Here is a 15,610-nt window from a genome sequence, read left to right on the forward strand (position 1 = left end):
GCGATCAGGATCTCTACAAGATCCTCCTCAGATCGTGCAGAATGAACCCACTCAGACGCTGAGCTGGAATAGACCCTTTCCAGACAGTGCGGGAACTGCACCCCCGGCGCCGCTTCTTCGCCCGGCAGGTCGGTGTGCATCTCCAGCGGACCGGCGGTGAAGGCCAGGTTGGTCGGCGCGATCTCGACCCGGACGTCGAAGAACAGCCCTTCCGCCGACGGCGTGATCGGCCCGAAGGCGTGCGCCAGCCGGGGCAGGCTGTCGTCGTCCGCGGCCATGTCGGTGACGATGGCGATGCCGTCCTCGATCAGCGCGTGGGTCAGGCAGGCGCGGGCGGCGGGATCGGTCAGCACCGCCGCCTGCGGCACGCGGACGATCCGCGGCGCGTGGTCGGCGTACCACAGCCGGCGCGGCAGATCGGCGGGGTCCTCGGCCCGGCCGCGCGCGGCGAAGCTTTCCAGCAGCGCCAGCGGGATGCGGCTGCTGTGCTGCTCGGTCTGCCAGTCGACGACCAGCGCGCCGCCGTCGATCCGGGCGGCGCGGGCGCGGGGCAGCCCGGCCAGCGAGGCGACGTCGAAGATGCGCTCGCGGGTCTGCGGGTCGATGCAGCCGGGACAGGCGTCGCGCAGCCAGCAGTGATTGAAATAGGCAGGCCCGCAAGCCAGCGGCACGACCATCCCGGTGTCGGTCAGCGTGATCGGGGTGTCGGTCATGGCTCGGACCTTCCTGTCGCCGTGTCAGCTTGCGTAGTCGGAATTTTCCCGCTCGAGGATCCGGCGGATCGCGGCGAGATGCGCCTCCGCCTGCCCCGGATAGTCCTCCAGCTCGCGCGCGGTCTTCTCGGCGATGTCGTGCGGCAGCACCCGCAGCGGCCGGCCGGTCTGCAGCGCGCGGACATAGGTCTCGGCGGCGCGCTCGAAGTAGTAGAGGCGGTTGAAGGCGTCACCGACGCTGTTGCCCAGCACCAGAACGCCGTGGTTGCCCATGATCATCACCTTCTTCTTCGGATCGGCGAGCAGCGCGGCGCAACGCTCGCCCTCTGCCGCGAACGCCAGCCCGCCGAACTGCGCGTCGATCACCACGCGCCCGTAGAAGGTCGCGGTGTTCTGGTCGATCGGCGGCAGGCTGCTGTCGGCCAGCGCGGACAGCACGGTGGCGAACATCGAATGGACATGCATCACGCAGCGGGCATGGGGGCAGCGCCGGTGCACCGCGCCGTGCAGCCCCCAGGCCGTCGGGTCGGGCGCGTCGGGCCGGTCCGGCGCCCCCGGGTCGGCGGCGTCGAGCAGCAGCAGGCTCGACGCCGTGACGCACGAGAAATGGACCTGGCTCGGGTTGATCAGGAACCGGGTGCCGTCGTCGACCGCCAGGCTGAAGTGGTTCGCCACCGCCTCGTGCAGGCCCAGCCGCGCGGTCCAGCGGAAGGCGGCGGCCAGGTCGGTCCGCTCGCGCCGGTGGCCCGGGCGCTCTGCCGGCCGCTCCAGGCCCGCGGCCCTGCCCCGGCTCATCGCGCCGCCACCGGGCGCGCGGCGCCGGCGGGCGCCACCTCGTGGCCCGGCGCCTCGGGCTCGTCGTCGATCAGTTCCGGCGGAAAGCCGGGGGCGCGGATGTCCAGCCCGGTGGCTTCCTCCAGCCGGCGGATGATGTTGGGCGACAGCGCGCGCGGGCCGTACCGCGCCCGCCCGTCGCGGAAGATCTCGTTGAGCAGCGGCGAGATCTCCAGCGGCACGCCGGTCCGCTCGGCGATGGCCTGGAACAGCCCGATGTCCTTGGCGACCAGGTCCATCGTGAACGAGATGTCGCGCGAGCCGTTGAGGATCACCTGGCCCTCGGTCTCGTGCACGAACGAGGCGCCGGACGAGATCCGGATCGCCTCGTAGGCGGTGTTCAGGTCCATCCCCGCCGCCCTGGCGGTGACCAGCGCCTCGCACACAGATACCAGGTTGGCGGTGGCGAGATAGTTGGTGACCACCTTCAGCACCGAGGCGCTGCCGACCGGGCCGGTGTGCAGGACCCGGCGGCCCAGCAGCTTGAGCAACGGCAGCACGCGCTCGAAGGTCGCGCGGTCGCAGCCCGCGAAGATCGAGATGTTGCCGGTGTCGGCGCGGTGGCAGCCGCCGGACACCGGGCAATCGACCGCCGCACCGCCGCGCGCCTCGATCAGCGCGGCGAGGCGCCGGATCTCGGCATCGTCGGTGGTGGACATCTCCAGCCAGGTCTTGCCCGCGGCGACCTCGGGCAGCATTTCCTCCACCACCGCCGCCGAGGCGGCTGGCGAGGGCAGGCAGGTGGCGACCACATCGCAGCCGCGCATCAGCGCGGCGGCATCGCCAGCCGCCGTCGCGCCGCGCGCGGCGAACCCGGCGACCAGATCCGGCTTCCGGTCGAGCACGGTCAGATCGACGCCGTTGCGCAGCAGGCTGCCGGCCAGCTTGCCGCCCACGTTTCCAAGCCCGATGAACCCGACCTGCATTGCCCGATGCTCCGCTGCGTGCTGCGCGCCGGACCAGATGATCGCAAGATCGGCAGCGGGTGAGAAACGATGCGATTTCCCGCTCAGGCCAAACTGTGGTTGAAGCGGACAGACGCGCGCACGCCATGCGGCGACGCCGCGGCCCGGCCGGTCGCGCCCCGATCCCGTCAGCGCGCGCCGGGCAGACCTGCCGTCATCAGCCGTCCCGCCGGCGCGACGCCGGCGCCGGACAGCCGGGCCATGTGCCAGGCCAGCGCCTGGGTCGAGCCGAGCACCGGCAGGCCGAGGTCGGCCTCGAGCTCGGGGATGAGGTCGAGCGTGCGCAGATTGGTGCAGGACAGGAACACGCCGTCGAGCGCGCTGCGCCCCGCCAGCGCCAGCGCGGCGGCGCGGATCGCCGACGGCGGGATCCGGGCCACCCGCGCCTCGACCTCCTCGCCGAAGGAGAAGGTGTCGGCAACCGCGATCCCGTCGGCCTCGAACGCCGCGCGGATCGGCCCGGCGACCGAGGCGACATAGGGCGAGACGATGCCGATGCGCCGCAGCCCGAGGGCGCTGAGCGCGGCCAGGGCGGCGCTCAGCGGATCGGTCACCGCGCGCGTCCGCACCGCCGACCGGACCAGCTGCCGCACCCGCGCCGCGCCGATCATTGCGGTGCCCGAGGTGCAGCCGTAGCCGACCACGTCGAAGGTGACTGCGGGGGGCAGCAGCGCGGCCGCGGCGGGAAGCGCCGCCGCCATCGTCCGGATCGTGTCGGGGGTAAGTTCCGCGCCCGAGGGCACGCGGCTCACGTGCAGCCGCGCGCCTTCAGGCGGGAACAGGCGGCGGGCGTCCTCCTCGATGGTCTCGTCGACCTGCAGCACCACCAGGCCCAGCCGGGGCCGCGGGTCGGTGGTCAGCTCGTAGGCGATCCCTGTCATCCGCCGATCTCCGGCAGCTCGGACGGGGCGCGGGGCGACAGCAGCTCGGCGCCGGTCTCGTGCAGCACGACGACCTCCTCGTGCACCAGCAGCCGCCCCGGCCGGACCACCGCGCCCGGCTCCAGCGTCAGCACCATGCCGGCGCGCAGCGGCGTCTCGTCGAGCGCGGAAAGCGACGGCCATTCGGTCAGCGCCAGCCCGAGCCCGTGGCCCAGCCGGCCGCCGGCCGGCTCGGCGCCCCGCCGCTGCAGCGCCTCGCACAGCATCCGGTGCACGTCGCAGGCGCGCAGGCCCGGGCGGATCGCGCCCAGCACCTGCTCGGTGGCCTCCCACAGCGCGCCGTGGGTCCGCCGCACCGCCTCGGACACCGGGCCGATGGCGAAGTTGCGGTCGAAATCGCAGAAATACCCCTCGCGCACCGCACCGGTGTCGAGCATCAGCACGTCGCCGCCGGTCAGCGGCCGCGCGTCGGCCGGCGAGATCACGTCGGCGTACCCGTCCGGGCCGGCGGCGCCGGCGACGTAGCTGACCCAGTCCGCGCCCTCGGACAGACAGGCGATCTGGAACGCGCGGAACACCGCCTCCAGCGGGCAGCCGGGGCGCGCGAACTCGGGCACCCGGTCGAACGCCCGCCCGGTGATGGCGCAAATCGCGCGGACCCTGGCGATCTCGGCCCCGGACTTGATCTCGCGCACGCGCCGCAGACAGGCGGTGGCGTCGGCGAAGAGCCGCGGCGCGATCCGCCGCCCGAGCGCGTCGTGGTCGGCCAGCGGCATGCGCAGGGCGGTCTCGGGCCCCATCGGCAGACCGATCCTGCCGCGCTCGGGCACCAGCCCGCACAGCGTCTCGGCCAGCAGGCCGATGCCGTCGTCGCGCGGGTCCGGCGCCTCCCAGGTGCGGATGTCCGACAGCCAGGTGCGGCGCATCAGCGCCGCGCCGATTTCCGGGATCACCGCCACCGGCGCCCCCGCCGCCGGCACCACGACGAACCACGGCCGCGCCGGGCTTTCCCAGAACCGGGTGAGAAAGCCCGTCACATAGAAGATGTCCGCCGCCGAGGTCAGCAGCAGCGCGCCCAGCCCGGCCCCGGCCATCGCCGCCTGCAGCCGCGCCGTGCGGTCGCGGAACTCCGCCGCGGGGAAGATCATCGACCGCTCAGCCATCCTCCGGCCCCTCGCTGAGAACGGCGAGCACCCGCGCCTGAGGCCCGAACGCCTGTCCGGCAAGCGGCGCGGCCAGCCCGGCCCCGCCCGAGGGCGTGGTCGACAGGCCGTGCTCGGCCAGCGTGGCCACCGCCCGCGCCGCCTCGGCCTCGGTGATCGTCACGAACAGGTCGGCATCGCGCGCCAGCCCGTTGAGCGCGATCAGCGACGGCGTCTTGCAGTCCAGCCGCCCCATCGACGACACCGGCCCCTGCGTCCGGATGACCCGGCCGGCGCGGATGCTCTGGACCAGCGCCGGCGCGGCGTCGGGCTCCACCACGACGATCTGCGGCGCGTCGCCCCAGCGCCGGCGCGCGTGGGCGGCGACGGCGGCCGCCAGCCCGCCGACCCCGGCCTGCAGCAGGATGTGGGTCGGCGCCTCGGGCAGCGCATCCGCGGCCTCGGCGGCAAGCTGCAGATAGCCCTCCATCACCCGCAGCGGCATCTCGGTGTACCCGGGCCAGGAACTGTCGGAAAGCAGCGTGCAGCCGTTGTCGCGGGCGTACGCCTCGGCCGCGTCCATGCTGGCCTCGTAGGTCGCCCCCGCGCGCACGACCTGCGCGCCCCTGGCGGCAAGCCGGCCGGCGAAGGCTTCGGGCACGGTCTCGGCCAGAAAGATCACGGCGCGGGCGCCGAACACCCGCGCCCCGGCCGCCACCGACAGCCCGTGATTGCCGGCGCTGGCGGTGACGTAGCTGCGCCCCGCAAGCGCCAGCGCCCAGTCGTCCGCCCCTGCCGCGGCGGCGTCGCGCGCGATGGCGTGCGCCGCGCCCAGAGCCTTGAAGCTGCCCAGGCCCATGCGCCCCCGCTCGTCCTTGACGAACACCCGCGCGACACCGGCGGGCCCGGCCAGGGCGGGCACCTCGCGCAGCGGCGTCGGCGCGTGCGCCGGGCAGCGCGCCAGCAGCGCCGACACGGCCGACGGATCATCGCAGGGCATCGGCGCATCCAGCCCAAGGCCGTGCCCGCGCCAGGGGTTCCGCGTGATCACCGGCATCCGGCACCCTCCTGCTGTGGACTCCGCCCGACGCTATCGCGGTTGCGCGCCGGGGTCGCGATTTTCCGTCCGAGATGCGGCAGAAAGTTCCGCGGCCCGGCGACGCGCCCGCAGCCGAGCCGACAGCCGCGCGGCGACTTGCGGCGACTTGCGCGACAGCGCCTGGATCACGACCGCCCCGTCCGGCAACGCGGCGCAGGGCCATGCCGATGTTCAGCCAGAGCATGCAGAGCTGCATACTATAGCCATAGTATCAAAAGACCATACTTTTCCGGGCTTTCAGATGAGCCGTAACTATCTGTTCTGTAAGTGGTTTTCTGGCGACCCCTGAAGGACTCGAACCCTCAACCTGCTGATTAGAAGTCAGCTGCTCTATCCCGTTGAGCTAAGGGGCCGCTGGGCGCAAGGGTGTCGCCGGAAACCCGCCGTCGGTCAAGGGCCGGCGGCCCGGGGCTCAGTGGGTCCAGCCGCTGCGCCGGTTGTGGGCGAAGTTGTCGCCATAGCCGCCGGGTCGGATGTTCGGCTTGCGCGGCTTGGCCGTTCGCACCCGATAGGCGATGCCGTGCTTCTCGGCATAGGCTTTGGCCTGCTCCAGCGTCTCGAAGCGCAGCCGGACCTGGGACTGGGTGTCGCCCGAGCTGGTCCAGCCCATCAGCGGATCGCGCGAGCGCGCCTCGGCCGGGGCGAAGTCCAGCACCCAGCAGTCGGTGCCGGCGGTGCCGGACTGCATCGCATTGCGCGCGGGCTTGTAGATTCGTGCCGGCATCGCCGCCTCCGTCGCTGAACTCGAGGATCCGTATCGCCAATTCGGCCGCTGCTGGCAAGAGGGCCGGCGCGAACCGGGCACGAACCGGGCGCAGACCCGGGCGCAGACCCGGGCGCAGACCCGGACCGGGCCGGCGCGGCAAAAGAACGCCGCCGGACCGACGCTGGGAGGGGGGGGTGGGGGGATCCAGCGTCGGCCGGCGGCATTCATTTGCTGCTTGCATGAACTATCTAGCCCAGACATTTTCCCAACGCAACCTAAAATTGAAATGCAAATGAACTTCTCCCGGCAACGTTGCTCGGGACCGCCGCCGCCGCGCGCGCCGTCTTGAACTCGGGGCCGCAGCCCGCACATGATGCAGGTCACCAAGGGGGCCCCGATGAGTGTAGAGAACGCAGCGCCGCTGGCGCAGCCGCACGACCGCCGCAAGCTGGACGGCGGCCGCCGCATCGTCATGCACAGCGAATTCCGGCCCGCCGGCGACCAGCCCACCGCCATCGCCGAACTGGTCGAGGGCGTCGACGCGGGCGAGCAGAACCAGGTGCTGCTGGGCGCCACCGGCACCGGCAAGACCTACACCATGGCCAAGGTGATCGAGGCGACGCAGCGCCCGGCGATCATCCTCGCCCCGAACAAGACGCTGGCGGCGCAGCTTTACGGCGAGTTCAAGGGCTTCTTCCCGGACAACGCGGTGGAGTATTTCGTCAGCTACTACGACTACTACCAGCCCGAGGCCTATGTCCCGCGCTCGGACACCTATATCGAGAAGGAATCCCAGATCAACGAGCAGATCGACCGGATGCGCCACTCGGCCACCCGGGCGCTGCTGGAGCGCGACGACGTGATCATCGTCGCCTCGGTGTCGTGCATCTACGGCATCGGCTCGGTCGAGACCTATGGCGCGATGACCCAGGACCTGATCGTCGGCAACGCCTACGACCAGCGCAGGGTGATGGCGGACCTGATCGCGCAGCAGTACCGGCGCAACGACAACGCCTTCCAGCGCGGCTGCTTCCGGGTGCGCGGCGATTCGCTGGAGATCTGGCCGGCGCACCTCGAGGACCGCGCCTGGCGGCTGTCCTTCTTCGGCGAGGAGCTGGAAAGCCTGGTCGAGTTCGACCCGCTGACCGGGCAGAAGACCGGCGCGATGGACAAGACCCGCGTCTACGCCAACTCGCACTACGTCACGCCGCGCCCGACGATGCAGCAGGCGATCAGGGGCATCAAGGCCGAGCTGCGCCAGCGCCTCGACCAGCTGGTGGCCGAGGGCAAGCTGCTGGAAGCGCAGCGGCTGGAGCAGCGCACCAACTTCGATCTGGAGATGCTCGAGGCCACCGGCGTGTGCAACGGCATCGAGAACTACTCGCGCTACCTGACCGGGCGCGCGCCCGGCGAGCCGCCGCCGACGCTGTTCGAGTACATCCCCGACAACGCCATCGTGTTCGCGGACGAAAGCCACGTCTCGGTGCCGCAGATCGGCGCGATGTACAAGGGCGACTACCGGCGCAAGTTCACCCTGGCCGAGCACGGCTTCCGCCTGCCGTCGTGCATGGACAACCGGCCGCTGAAGTTCGAGGAATGGGACGCGATGCGCCCGCGGTCGGTGTTCGTCTCGGCGACCCCCGCGGCGTGGGAACTGGAGCAGTCCGGCGGCGTCTTCACCGAGCAGGTGATCCGCCCCACCGGCCTGCTGGATCCCCCGGTCGAGATCCGCCCCGTCGAGACCCAGGTCGACGACCTGCTGGACGAGATCCGCGCCACCGCGCAGGCCGGCTACCGGGTGCTGGCCACGGTGCTGACCAAGCGCATGGCCGAGGACCTGACCGAATACCTGCACGAGCAGGGCATAAGGGTGCGCTACATGCACAGCGACATCGACACGCTGGAACGGATCGAGATCCTGCGCGACCTGCGGCTGGGCGCGTTCGACGTGCTGGTCGGCATCAACCTGCTGCGCGAGGGGCTCGACATTCCCGAATGCGGGCTGGTGGCGATCCTGGATGCGGACAAGGAGGGCTTCCTGCGCTCCGAGACCTCGCTGATCCAGACCATCGGCCGCGCCGCGCGCAACGCCGACGGCAAGGTGATCATGTACGCCGACCGCGTCACCGGCAGCATGGAACGCGCCATCGGCGAGACCGACCGCCGCCGCGCCAAGCAGCGGGCCTACAACGAGGAACACGACATCACCCCGGCGACGGTGCGCAAGAACGTCGAGGACGTGCTGGCCGGCCTCTACAAGGGCGACACCGACATGGCGCGGGTCACCGCGACGGTCGACCGGCAGATGGTCGGCGCCAACCTGCAGACGCACCTGGACGCGCTGCGCCGCGACATGCTGAAGGCCGCCGAGAACCTGGAATTCGAGGAAGCCGCCCGCCTGCGCGACGAGGTCAAGCGGCTGGAAGCAGTCGACCTGGCCGTCGCCGACGACCCCCTGGCCCGCCAGAGCGCGGTCGAGGCCGCAGTGGCCCAGAACGAGGCCGCGAAGGGGCGGAGCACGGCAGGCCGTGGCGGGATGCGCGGGGGGAATGTGAAGCGGCGGGGGAAGCGGTAGTAAGCAGGATAGCCCATGTCGTATTTCAAGAATTGGAATGACCAAACCCTGTTTGAAATAGATGGTGAACTAGCAAATCGTGGAATTCCGTTTCACGCGAGATGTTTTCACGTCACGCAAGCGCTTATTAAGGATGGAGTATCGCTTTCTTTTGGAGATAAGAGCCCGGAGGAGGAAGCTATTGCCAAGAGATACAATGAACTTTTTCCGGAGTACTCGTCGATGTCATTTGGTGGAGGTATAGGGATAATTTGCTCAGTGGACAGAGTTAAAAAAGTAATATTGCCGGTTGTATTTGGAACTATACGCCTTAATACGCATCAAATTTGCGGGATGCGATCCGAAAAGGAACTTCTTGATTTTTGTAGGCAAGATGAAAAAATTATCCAGTCCGTGATATCGCAATCCAAATGTATTTGGTCTATTTCTCGCGGACCTCAAAGACTTTCAAACGAAAAGGCAAAATTATATTTTTCGAAATCACAGTCATACCTGAATTCCATCGGTGACAATCTTGCAGGCTCATACTTTGTTGGCTTCTCGAGCTCCGAGATATGGCTAGCATTTGAGTTTGCTGCGAAGGCGTTCCTGATTGAAATGGGATTAGATGATAATAAAATCAAAAAACTTGATCACTATCGAAAACGAATTCTCGAGGTGCTTAGGCTGAAATTGAATTCAGAAGATTTCAATAATCTCTCCAAAGCAACGAAAATGCTGCCAGAATATAACAAGAGCAGGTATTTTCCCGAGGAATTGCTTCGTATGGACGTGATTTCCATGGCGCTAGGCGCTCAAGCTGCAGTGGCAATTATTTCCGAGGCGTCTTGGCGGCCTGGACTTGAGCCGACTTTTCTGGATTTCGGATAGTAAGCGCAGCAAGCAAGCCGTAGGGTGCGCTTCAGCGCACCTTTCCGGCCACGACGCCCGACCTCCGCTTTCGCGGGGGTAACAGTGGGGCCCGAGCGCAGCAACATGCCGTAGGGTGGGCATTTTCTGCCCAATATCCCCCGCCACCGGCCCGTGCCTCACCGGATTGCCCCAACAATACGCGACATGCGTCGCGCAATCCTCCGCGTCGCGGATCGGATGCGCCCGCCCCCGCTCGGCGGCACGAGGGGGCCGCGCCGGTGCGCCGCCGCTTTACGGCAACAGCTCGTTGAACCTTTCCGGAATCTCCGCCGCCGACAGGGTCGACTGCGCCTCTTCGTCATGGACGAAGGCGACCACATAGGCCAGTTACATCAATCATGCCGGCGACAGCCATTCCGTGCCTGCCGAGATCTCCGGATCGGCCCTGCGCTCTGCAACGCAGGCCGAGATATCGGCCGCCTGCACCTTGCCCGAGACCTATGCGGATTTCAGCTGCAGCCAGGTCCATGACGAATCGCGCCGAGTCTCGTCCCGCACCGCGCAGGTCGCGGGTGCCGAAACCGGTACCGCGACCGACGCCTGACCGCGCATGCCGGGGCGGACCGCGCCGCCGCGAGCATTCACGAAGTTTTCGGATTCGAAACCCCTGCCATTTCAACAGCCTGATGGGGTTTTCACGGCGAAATCCCGGAATTTCAGGGATTCACCCCGCCGCGGCCGTATGCACGACGTCGTACATCACCGGCTCGAAACTGCGGCACAGCCCGGTCAGCTCGCGGTTCACCGCACGCATGTGCTCGGTGCGCAGCATCGCCAGGAAATCCTCGCGCCGCGTCCACTGCGAATAGCTGGCGATCCGGCATTGGGCGTCGTTGACGTGGATCGCCACGCCGATGAACCCCGGCTGGTGGCGGATGAAGCCGTCATAGGCCTCGGTCAGCTTGTCGACCAGGTCCTGGCAGGTGCCGGGGTTGACCTCGAAGGTGGTGATCACGGTCTGGTGGCTGGCGTCACTGGAAATCGTCGGCATCGGGTTCCTCCGGCTGTTTCGGCCCAGCCTAGCACGGCTCTCGCCGGCGATCACTTCAGCTCGGAGCGCCGCACGCTCAGCCGGCCGCCGGGCAGCGGCGCCAGCAACGCGGCGGCCCGGTCCGCGGGCGCGGTCAGCCAGACCCCGACCGCTGCCGCGTCCGGCAGGATCACCGGCATCCGGTGGTGGTAGTCCGCCACGTCCGCGTTCGGCGCGCAGGTCAGCGTCGCCAGCTGCCGGACCCGCGTGCCGCCCGGCGCGGTCCAGACGTCGGCGATCGCGGCAAAGGCCAGCAGCCCGCCGTCGGCGGCGCCGATCCGCCAGCGGGTCTTGCGGCCGGCCGTGCCGGTCCATTCGTACCAGGCGTCGACCGGCAGCACCGCGCGGCCGACGCCGGCAAAGGCCGACTTGCCGAACACCGTCTCGGCGCGGGCGTTGACGATCGTCTCCATCACCGGACGGCCGCGGGCGTTGACCCGGCCCGACATCACCATGCCCCAGCGCGCCTGCACCAGCACGCCGGTTTCATCGTGCAGGATCAGCGCCGCGACCTGTTCGCCGGGGGCGGCATCCTCGCGCGGGCCGGGGTCCGGAACCTCCAGCCGGGCGTCGAAGGCCCGCGCGAGCCGGGCCGGCGGCGTGGTCAGCGCGACCCGGCCGGGCATGGATCTAGCGCCCCAGCCCGGCGGCGCAGTCGCGGATCGCCTGGAACGCCACATCGACGTCCTCGGCGGTCATGGTGAACGCCCCGGCCTGAAAACGCAGCACCATCGCCCCGTCCAGCCTTGTGTGGGTCAGGTAGATCCGGCCGTCGTCGTTGATCGCCTCGAGCAGCGACAGGGTCAGCGCGTCGGGGTCCGGCGCATCCTCGGGGGCGTAGCGGAACGCGAACAGCGACAGCACCGGCTCGGTCACGATCTCGAAGCCCGGCTGCCGCGCCAGCCGCGCCGCCAGCTCGCGCGACCAGCGGACGTGGTCGCGGATCATCTGCCGCAGCCCGGCCAGCCCGTGAGCGCGGATCAGGAACCACAGCTTCAGCGCGCGGAACCGGCGGCCCAGCGGGATCGACCAGTCGGAATAGTCCCGCGCCCCCTTCTGCCCGACGGTGCGCAGGTATTCCGGCTTCATCGCCAGCGTCCGCACCAGCGCGTCCGGGTCGCGCAGGAAATGCGCCGAGCAGTCGAACTGCGCGCCCAGCCACTTGTGCGGGTTGAACACCACCGAGTCGGCATGCTCGACCCCCGCCCACAGCGCCCGGTGCTCGGGGCAGATCATTGCCGCGCCGGCCCAGGCGGCGTCGACGTGCAGGAACAGCCCCTTGTCGCGGGCGATGGCGGCGACCTGCTCCAGCGGGTCGGTGGCGCCGACGCCGGTGCCGCCCACTGCCGCGACGATGCCCGCGGGCAGGAACCCGGCGGCGCGGTCCTCGGCGATCATCCGGCGCAGCGCCTCGGGGTCCATGCCGCGCAGATCGCCGGCGACCGGCACCCGCACCAGGTTGTCCTGCCCGATCCCGGCATAGCGCACCGCCCGGTCGACCGAGCTGTGCACCTCGGCCGAGGCATAGACCCGCAGCCGCGCCTGCCCCGGCAGCCCGTCCTTGTTGCCGGCGAAGCCCAGCGCCCGCTCGCGCATCGCCAGCACCGCGGCCAGCGTCGCGGTCGAGGCGCTGTCCTGGATCACGCCGGTGAACGCCTGCGGCAGGCCGGTGGCCTGGCGCAGCCAGTCCATCATCCGCGTTTCCAGCTCGGTCGCGGCGGGCGAGGTCTGCCACAGCATGCACTGCGCCGCCATCGCGTTCACCAGCACCTCGGCGAAGGCCGAGACCGGCGCGGCGTTGGCCGGGAAATAGGCGAAGAAGCGCGGGTGCTGCCAGTGCGTCATCCCCGGCACGATGACCCGCTTGAAGTCGTCGAAGATCGCGGCGACCGGCTCGGCGTCCTCGGGCGGGGCCTGAGGCAGCTGCGCCAGGATCTCGCCCGGCGCCACCTGCGCGCGCACCGGGCGCTCGCGCAGGGTATCGTGATACTCGGCGGCCCAGCGGGCGGCCTCGGCGCCCCAGTGGGCGAAGTCCTTCCAGTCCATCGCGTCCCCCCTGTGCCGTCAGTATAGCGCGGTCAGCGGCAGTAGCGGCTGCTCCTGTTGGAAATATCGAAATGGAAGTGATCGCGGTGATACCGGTTGGCGCGCGGTCCCAGCACCACGCCGAACGGGCCGCAGGCTTCGGCGTGCACGGTCTGCAGCATCGGCGACCAGTCGCCGCCGGCCCAGTCGCCCAGCACCGTCACCGTCTCGCCGTTGGCGAAACGGAACGCCGAGATGTCGACCGCATTGCCCCTGGCATGTTCGGACAGCTTGCCCGAGCTGGCGTTGTTGCGCCGCCGGCAGGAGTAGGACGCGGCGATCTTCAGCCCGGTCAGGCTGGTTCCGGCCTGCCGCGCCACCGGCTGCGCGGCGCCGGTGGTCCATTCGTACAGCGCCTGCGCGGTCTGGCAGTTGATCCGCGCCGAGGGCGACAGCCGGACCTTGCCCACGGCGTGCACCCGGACCGCGTCCTCGATCCCGCAGGAGCCGGGCCCGCCGATGTCGGCGATCCGCTCGCCCAGGATCAGCGGGTTGCCGCAGATCGCGCCGACCTCGGCCGGCAGGCCCATGGCGCGGGCCAGATCGATGCCCTCGCCGCCGCCGCGCCCGCAGGTGGTCAGCGCGACGGCCGAGAGCAGGGCAAGGGTGCGCACGATCATGTCCGGTCCCCGGTCTTGCGGGCGACGGCCCGGCCGAAATCCGGGGCGCCGATGTCCTGGCCGGCGTCGATGATGCCGCGCCGGATCGCGCGGGTACGGGTGAAATAGGCGTGCAAATGGTCGCCGTCTCCGGTGCGGATTGCGCGCTGCAGGGCGAACAGTTCCTCGGTGAAGCGGCCGAGGATCTCCAGCGTCGCCTCGCGGTTGTTCAGGAACACGTCGCGCCACATCGTCGGGTCGGACGCGGCGATGCGGGTGAAGTCGCGAAAGCCGGCGGCGGAGTAGTTGATCACTTCCTGCTCGGTCACCCGGCGCATGTCGTCGGCGACGCCGACCATGGTATAGGCGATCAGGTGCGGCGCGTGGCTGGTCACCGCCAGCGCCAGGTCGTGGTGCGCGGCGTCCATCGCCTCGGTCCTGGCGCCGAGCCCTTCCCAGAACGCGCGCAGGTCCGCGACCGCCTGCGGGTCGCCGCCCTCGAGCGGGGTGAACAGGCACCAGCGGTTGTCGAACAACTCGGCGAAGCCCGAGGCGGGACCGGACTGCTCGGTGCCCGCGATCGGGTGCGAGGGGACGAAATGCACGCCTTCGGGAACGTGCGGGCCGACCTCCTCGATCACCCGCGCCTTGACCGAGCCGACGTCGGACAGGGTCGTGCCCGGCGCCAGCACCGGCGCGATCCGTTGCGCCACCGCGCCCATCGCGCCGACCGGCACGCACAGGATCACCAGATCGGCCCCGCGCGCGGCGTCCTCGGGGGTGTCGCACACCTCGCACAGGTTCAGCCGCGCCGCCTCGGCCCGGGTCTCGGCCGACCGGGCGGTGCCGGTGATCCGGCCCTCGAACCCGGCGCGGCGCGCGGCATGGGCGATCGACGAGGCGATCAGGCCCAGACCGATCAGCGCGATGTGCCTGTAGGGCAGGCTCACAGCTGGCCCTGCAGGAACTCGCCCAGGATCGCGACGATGCGGCGGCAGGCGATCTCGTCGCCGACGGTGATGCGCAGGTGTTCGGGCAGGCCGTAGCCGGCGACGCCGCGCACGATCAGCCCGTGGCCGCGCAGGTGCGCGTCGGCGGCGGCGGCCTGCTCGGCGCTGGCGAAGCGGGGCAGCACGAAGTTGGCGAAGCTTTCGTCGGTCGGCAGGCCCAGCGCGGTCAGCTCCTGCGTCAGCCAGCCGCGCCACTGCGCGTTGGCCTTGCGCGAGAACTCGACCCAGGCGGTGTCGCGGATCGCCGCCTCGGCCGCCGCCAGCCCGGTCGAGGCGACGTTGAACGGCCCGCGCACCCGGTTCAGCACGTCCCACACCTTCGCCGGCGCGTAGCACCAGCCGACGCGCAGCCCGCCCAGCCCGTGGATCTTCGAGAAGGTCCGGGTCATCACCACGTTGTCGCGGGTCTCGACCAGCCGGGCGTGGCCGTCGAAGCCCTCGACGTACTCGGCATAGGCGCCGTCGAGCACCAGCAGCACCTCGTCCGGCAGGCCGTCGGCCAGACGCGCGATCTCGGCCTCGGGCAGCATGGTGCCGGTGGGGTTGTTCGGGTTGGCGAGGAACACGATCGCGGTGCGCGGTGTGAGCGCGGCGAGGATCGCGTCGACGTCGGCGGTGCGGTGGCGCTCGCGCACCGATACCGGGGTCGCGCCCGCGGCCAGCGCCGAGATCGGGTACATGGCGAAGCCGTGCTCGGTGTGGATCACCTCGTCGCCGGCGCCCGCATAGGCGGCGCAGAGCAGCGAGATCAGCTCGTCCGAGCCGGCGCCGCAGGTGATCCGCGTCGGATCCAGCCCGTGGATCTCGGCGATGGCGGCGCGCAGCTCGCGGTGGTCGGACGACGGGTACAGGTTCACCGTCCCGGCGGCGTCGCGCACCGCCTGCCGGGCGGCGGCGCTGGCGCCCAGCGGGTTCTCGTTCGAGCTGAGCTTGGTCACCACGTTGCCGCCGTCAGCGGCGCTGTCGCCGGCCTTGTAGGGCGTGATTTCAAGGATGCCGGGTTGCGGGATCGGGGCGGCGGTCATGGGAAACTCCTTGGATGCCAGCGTGATTAGCGCG

At 70.1% G+C, this 15,610-nt stretch carries 15 protein-coding genes and 1 tRNA gene; 2 read left to right on the forward strand and 14 right to left on the reverse strand.

Going from position 1 to position 15,610, the window contains the following annotated elements; all coding sequences use genetic code 11:
• From GE300_RS22065 to GE300_RS22100, 8 genes are all read right to left on the reverse strand, one after another.
• On the reverse strand, nt 1-713 hold a 713-nt coding region (locus GE300_RS22065), incomplete at its 3' end, for a TauD/TfdA family dioxygenase (protein WP_233417322.1).
• Between the two features lie 24 nt (nt 714-737).
• Entirely contained in the window at nt 738-1,508 is a 771-nt protein-coding gene (locus GE300_RS22070) for a class II aldolase and adducin N-terminal domain-containing protein (protein WP_154449709.1), read from the reverse strand.
• Entirely contained in the window at nt 1,505-2,512 is a 1,008-nt protein-coding gene (locus tag GE300_RS22075) for an NAD(P)-dependent oxidoreductase (RefSeq protein ID WP_325063373.1), read from the reverse strand. The genes GE300_RS22070 and GE300_RS22075 overlap by 4 nt, the downstream gene beginning before the upstream one ends.
• 128 nt (nt 2,513-2,640) lie before the next feature.
• A complete protein-coding gene (locus GE300_RS22080; protein ID WP_154449711.1) occupies nt 2,641-3,393 on the reverse strand; it encodes a maleate cis-trans isomerase family protein in 753 nt (250 codons plus the stop codon).
• Nucleotides 3,390-4,556 (reverse strand): M24 family metallopeptidase, encoded by a 1,167-nt coding sequence (locus GE300_RS22085; RefSeq protein ID WP_154449712.1) that lies wholly within the window; start codon nt 4,554-4,556, stop codon nt 3,390-3,392. Before GE300_RS22085 ends, GE300_RS22080 begins: the two co-directional genes overlap by 4 nt.
• Nucleotides 4,549-5,592 carry a pyridoxal-phosphate dependent enzyme gene (locus tag GE300_RS22090; RefSeq protein WP_154449713.1) on the reverse strand — a complete coding sequence of 348 codons (1,044 nt, stop codon included), beginning with the start codon at nt 5,590-5,592 and terminating at the stop codon, nt 4,549-4,551. Before GE300_RS22090 ends, GE300_RS22085 begins: the two co-directional genes overlap by 8 nt.
• Before the next feature lie 318 nt (nt 5,593-5,910).
• Nucleotides 5,911-5,987 (reverse strand) — tRNA-Arg (locus GE300_RS22095).
• A 59-nt stretch (nt 5,988-6,046) separates the two neighbouring features.
• Nucleotides 6,047-6,358, reverse strand: coding sequence for an ETC complex I subunit (locus GE300_RS22100; protein WP_154449714.1), 312 nt, complete (start codon nt 6,356-6,358; stop codon nt 6,047-6,049).
• Between the two features lie 379 nt (nt 6,359-6,737).
• Between GE300_RS22100 and uvrB the strand changes: the two genes are divergently transcribed.
• Nucleotides 6,738-8,915, forward strand: a complete 2,178-nt coding sequence (uvrB, locus tag GE300_RS22105) for an excinuclease ABC subunit UvrB (RefSeq protein WP_325063363.1) — start codon at nt 6,738-6,740, stop codon at nt 8,913-8,915.
• Nucleotides 8,916-8,930: 15 nt separating this feature from the next.
• A complete protein-coding gene (locus tag GE300_RS22110; RefSeq protein WP_154449715.1) occupies nt 8,931-9,785 on the forward strand; it encodes a hypothetical protein in 855 nt (284 codons plus the stop codon).
• Nucleotides 9,786-10,491: 706 nt separating this feature from the next.
• Here the strand turns inward: GE300_RS22110 and GE300_RS22115 are convergent.
• The 6 genes from GE300_RS22115 to hisC are packed head-to-tail and all read right to left on the reverse strand — an operon-like array spanning nt 10,492 to nt 15,576.
• Nucleotides 10,492-10,818: an antibiotic biosynthesis monooxygenase family protein gene (locus GE300_RS22115; protein WP_154449716.1), complete on the reverse strand. Its 327-nt coding sequence runs from the start codon at nt 10,816-10,818 to the stop codon at nt 10,492-10,494.
• Between the two features lie 50 nt (nt 10,819-10,868).
• Nucleotides 10,869-11,483: an SOS response-associated peptidase gene (locus GE300_RS22120; RefSeq protein WP_154449717.1), complete on the reverse strand. Its 615-nt coding sequence runs from the start codon at nt 11,481-11,483 to the stop codon at nt 10,869-10,871.
• 4 nt (nt 11,484-11,487) lie between these two features.
• Nucleotides 11,488-12,903 (reverse strand): pyridoxal phosphate-dependent decarboxylase family protein, encoded by a 1,416-nt coding sequence (locus tag GE300_RS22125; protein ID WP_154449718.1) that lies wholly within the window; start codon nt 12,901-12,903, stop codon nt 11,488-11,490.
• 32 nt (nt 12,904-12,935) lie between these two features.
• Entirely contained in the window at nt 12,936-13,562 is a 627-nt protein-coding gene (locus GE300_RS22130) for an extensin-like domain-containing protein (RefSeq protein WP_154449719.1), read from the reverse strand.
• Nucleotides 13,559-14,491, reverse strand: coding sequence for a prephenate/arogenate dehydrogenase family protein (locus tag GE300_RS22135; protein ID WP_325063364.1), 933 nt, complete (start codon nt 14,489-14,491; stop codon nt 13,559-13,561). The genes GE300_RS22130 and GE300_RS22135 overlap by 4 nt, the downstream gene beginning before the upstream one ends.
• Complete coding sequence (gene hisC / locus GE300_RS22140) at nt 14,488-15,576, reverse strand: histidinol-phosphate transaminase (protein ID WP_154449720.1); 1,089 nt, start codon at nt 15,574-15,576, stop codon at nt 14,488-14,490. The genes GE300_RS22135 and hisC overlap by 4 nt, the downstream gene beginning before the upstream one ends.
• Nucleotides 15,577-15,610: the final 34 nt, after the last annotated feature.

Source organism: Halovulum marinum (assembly GCF_009697225.1).
In the GTDB taxonomy this organism is placed as follows: domain Bacteria; phylum Pseudomonadota; class Alphaproteobacteria; order Rhodobacterales; family Rhodobacteraceae; genus Halovulum; species Halovulum marinum.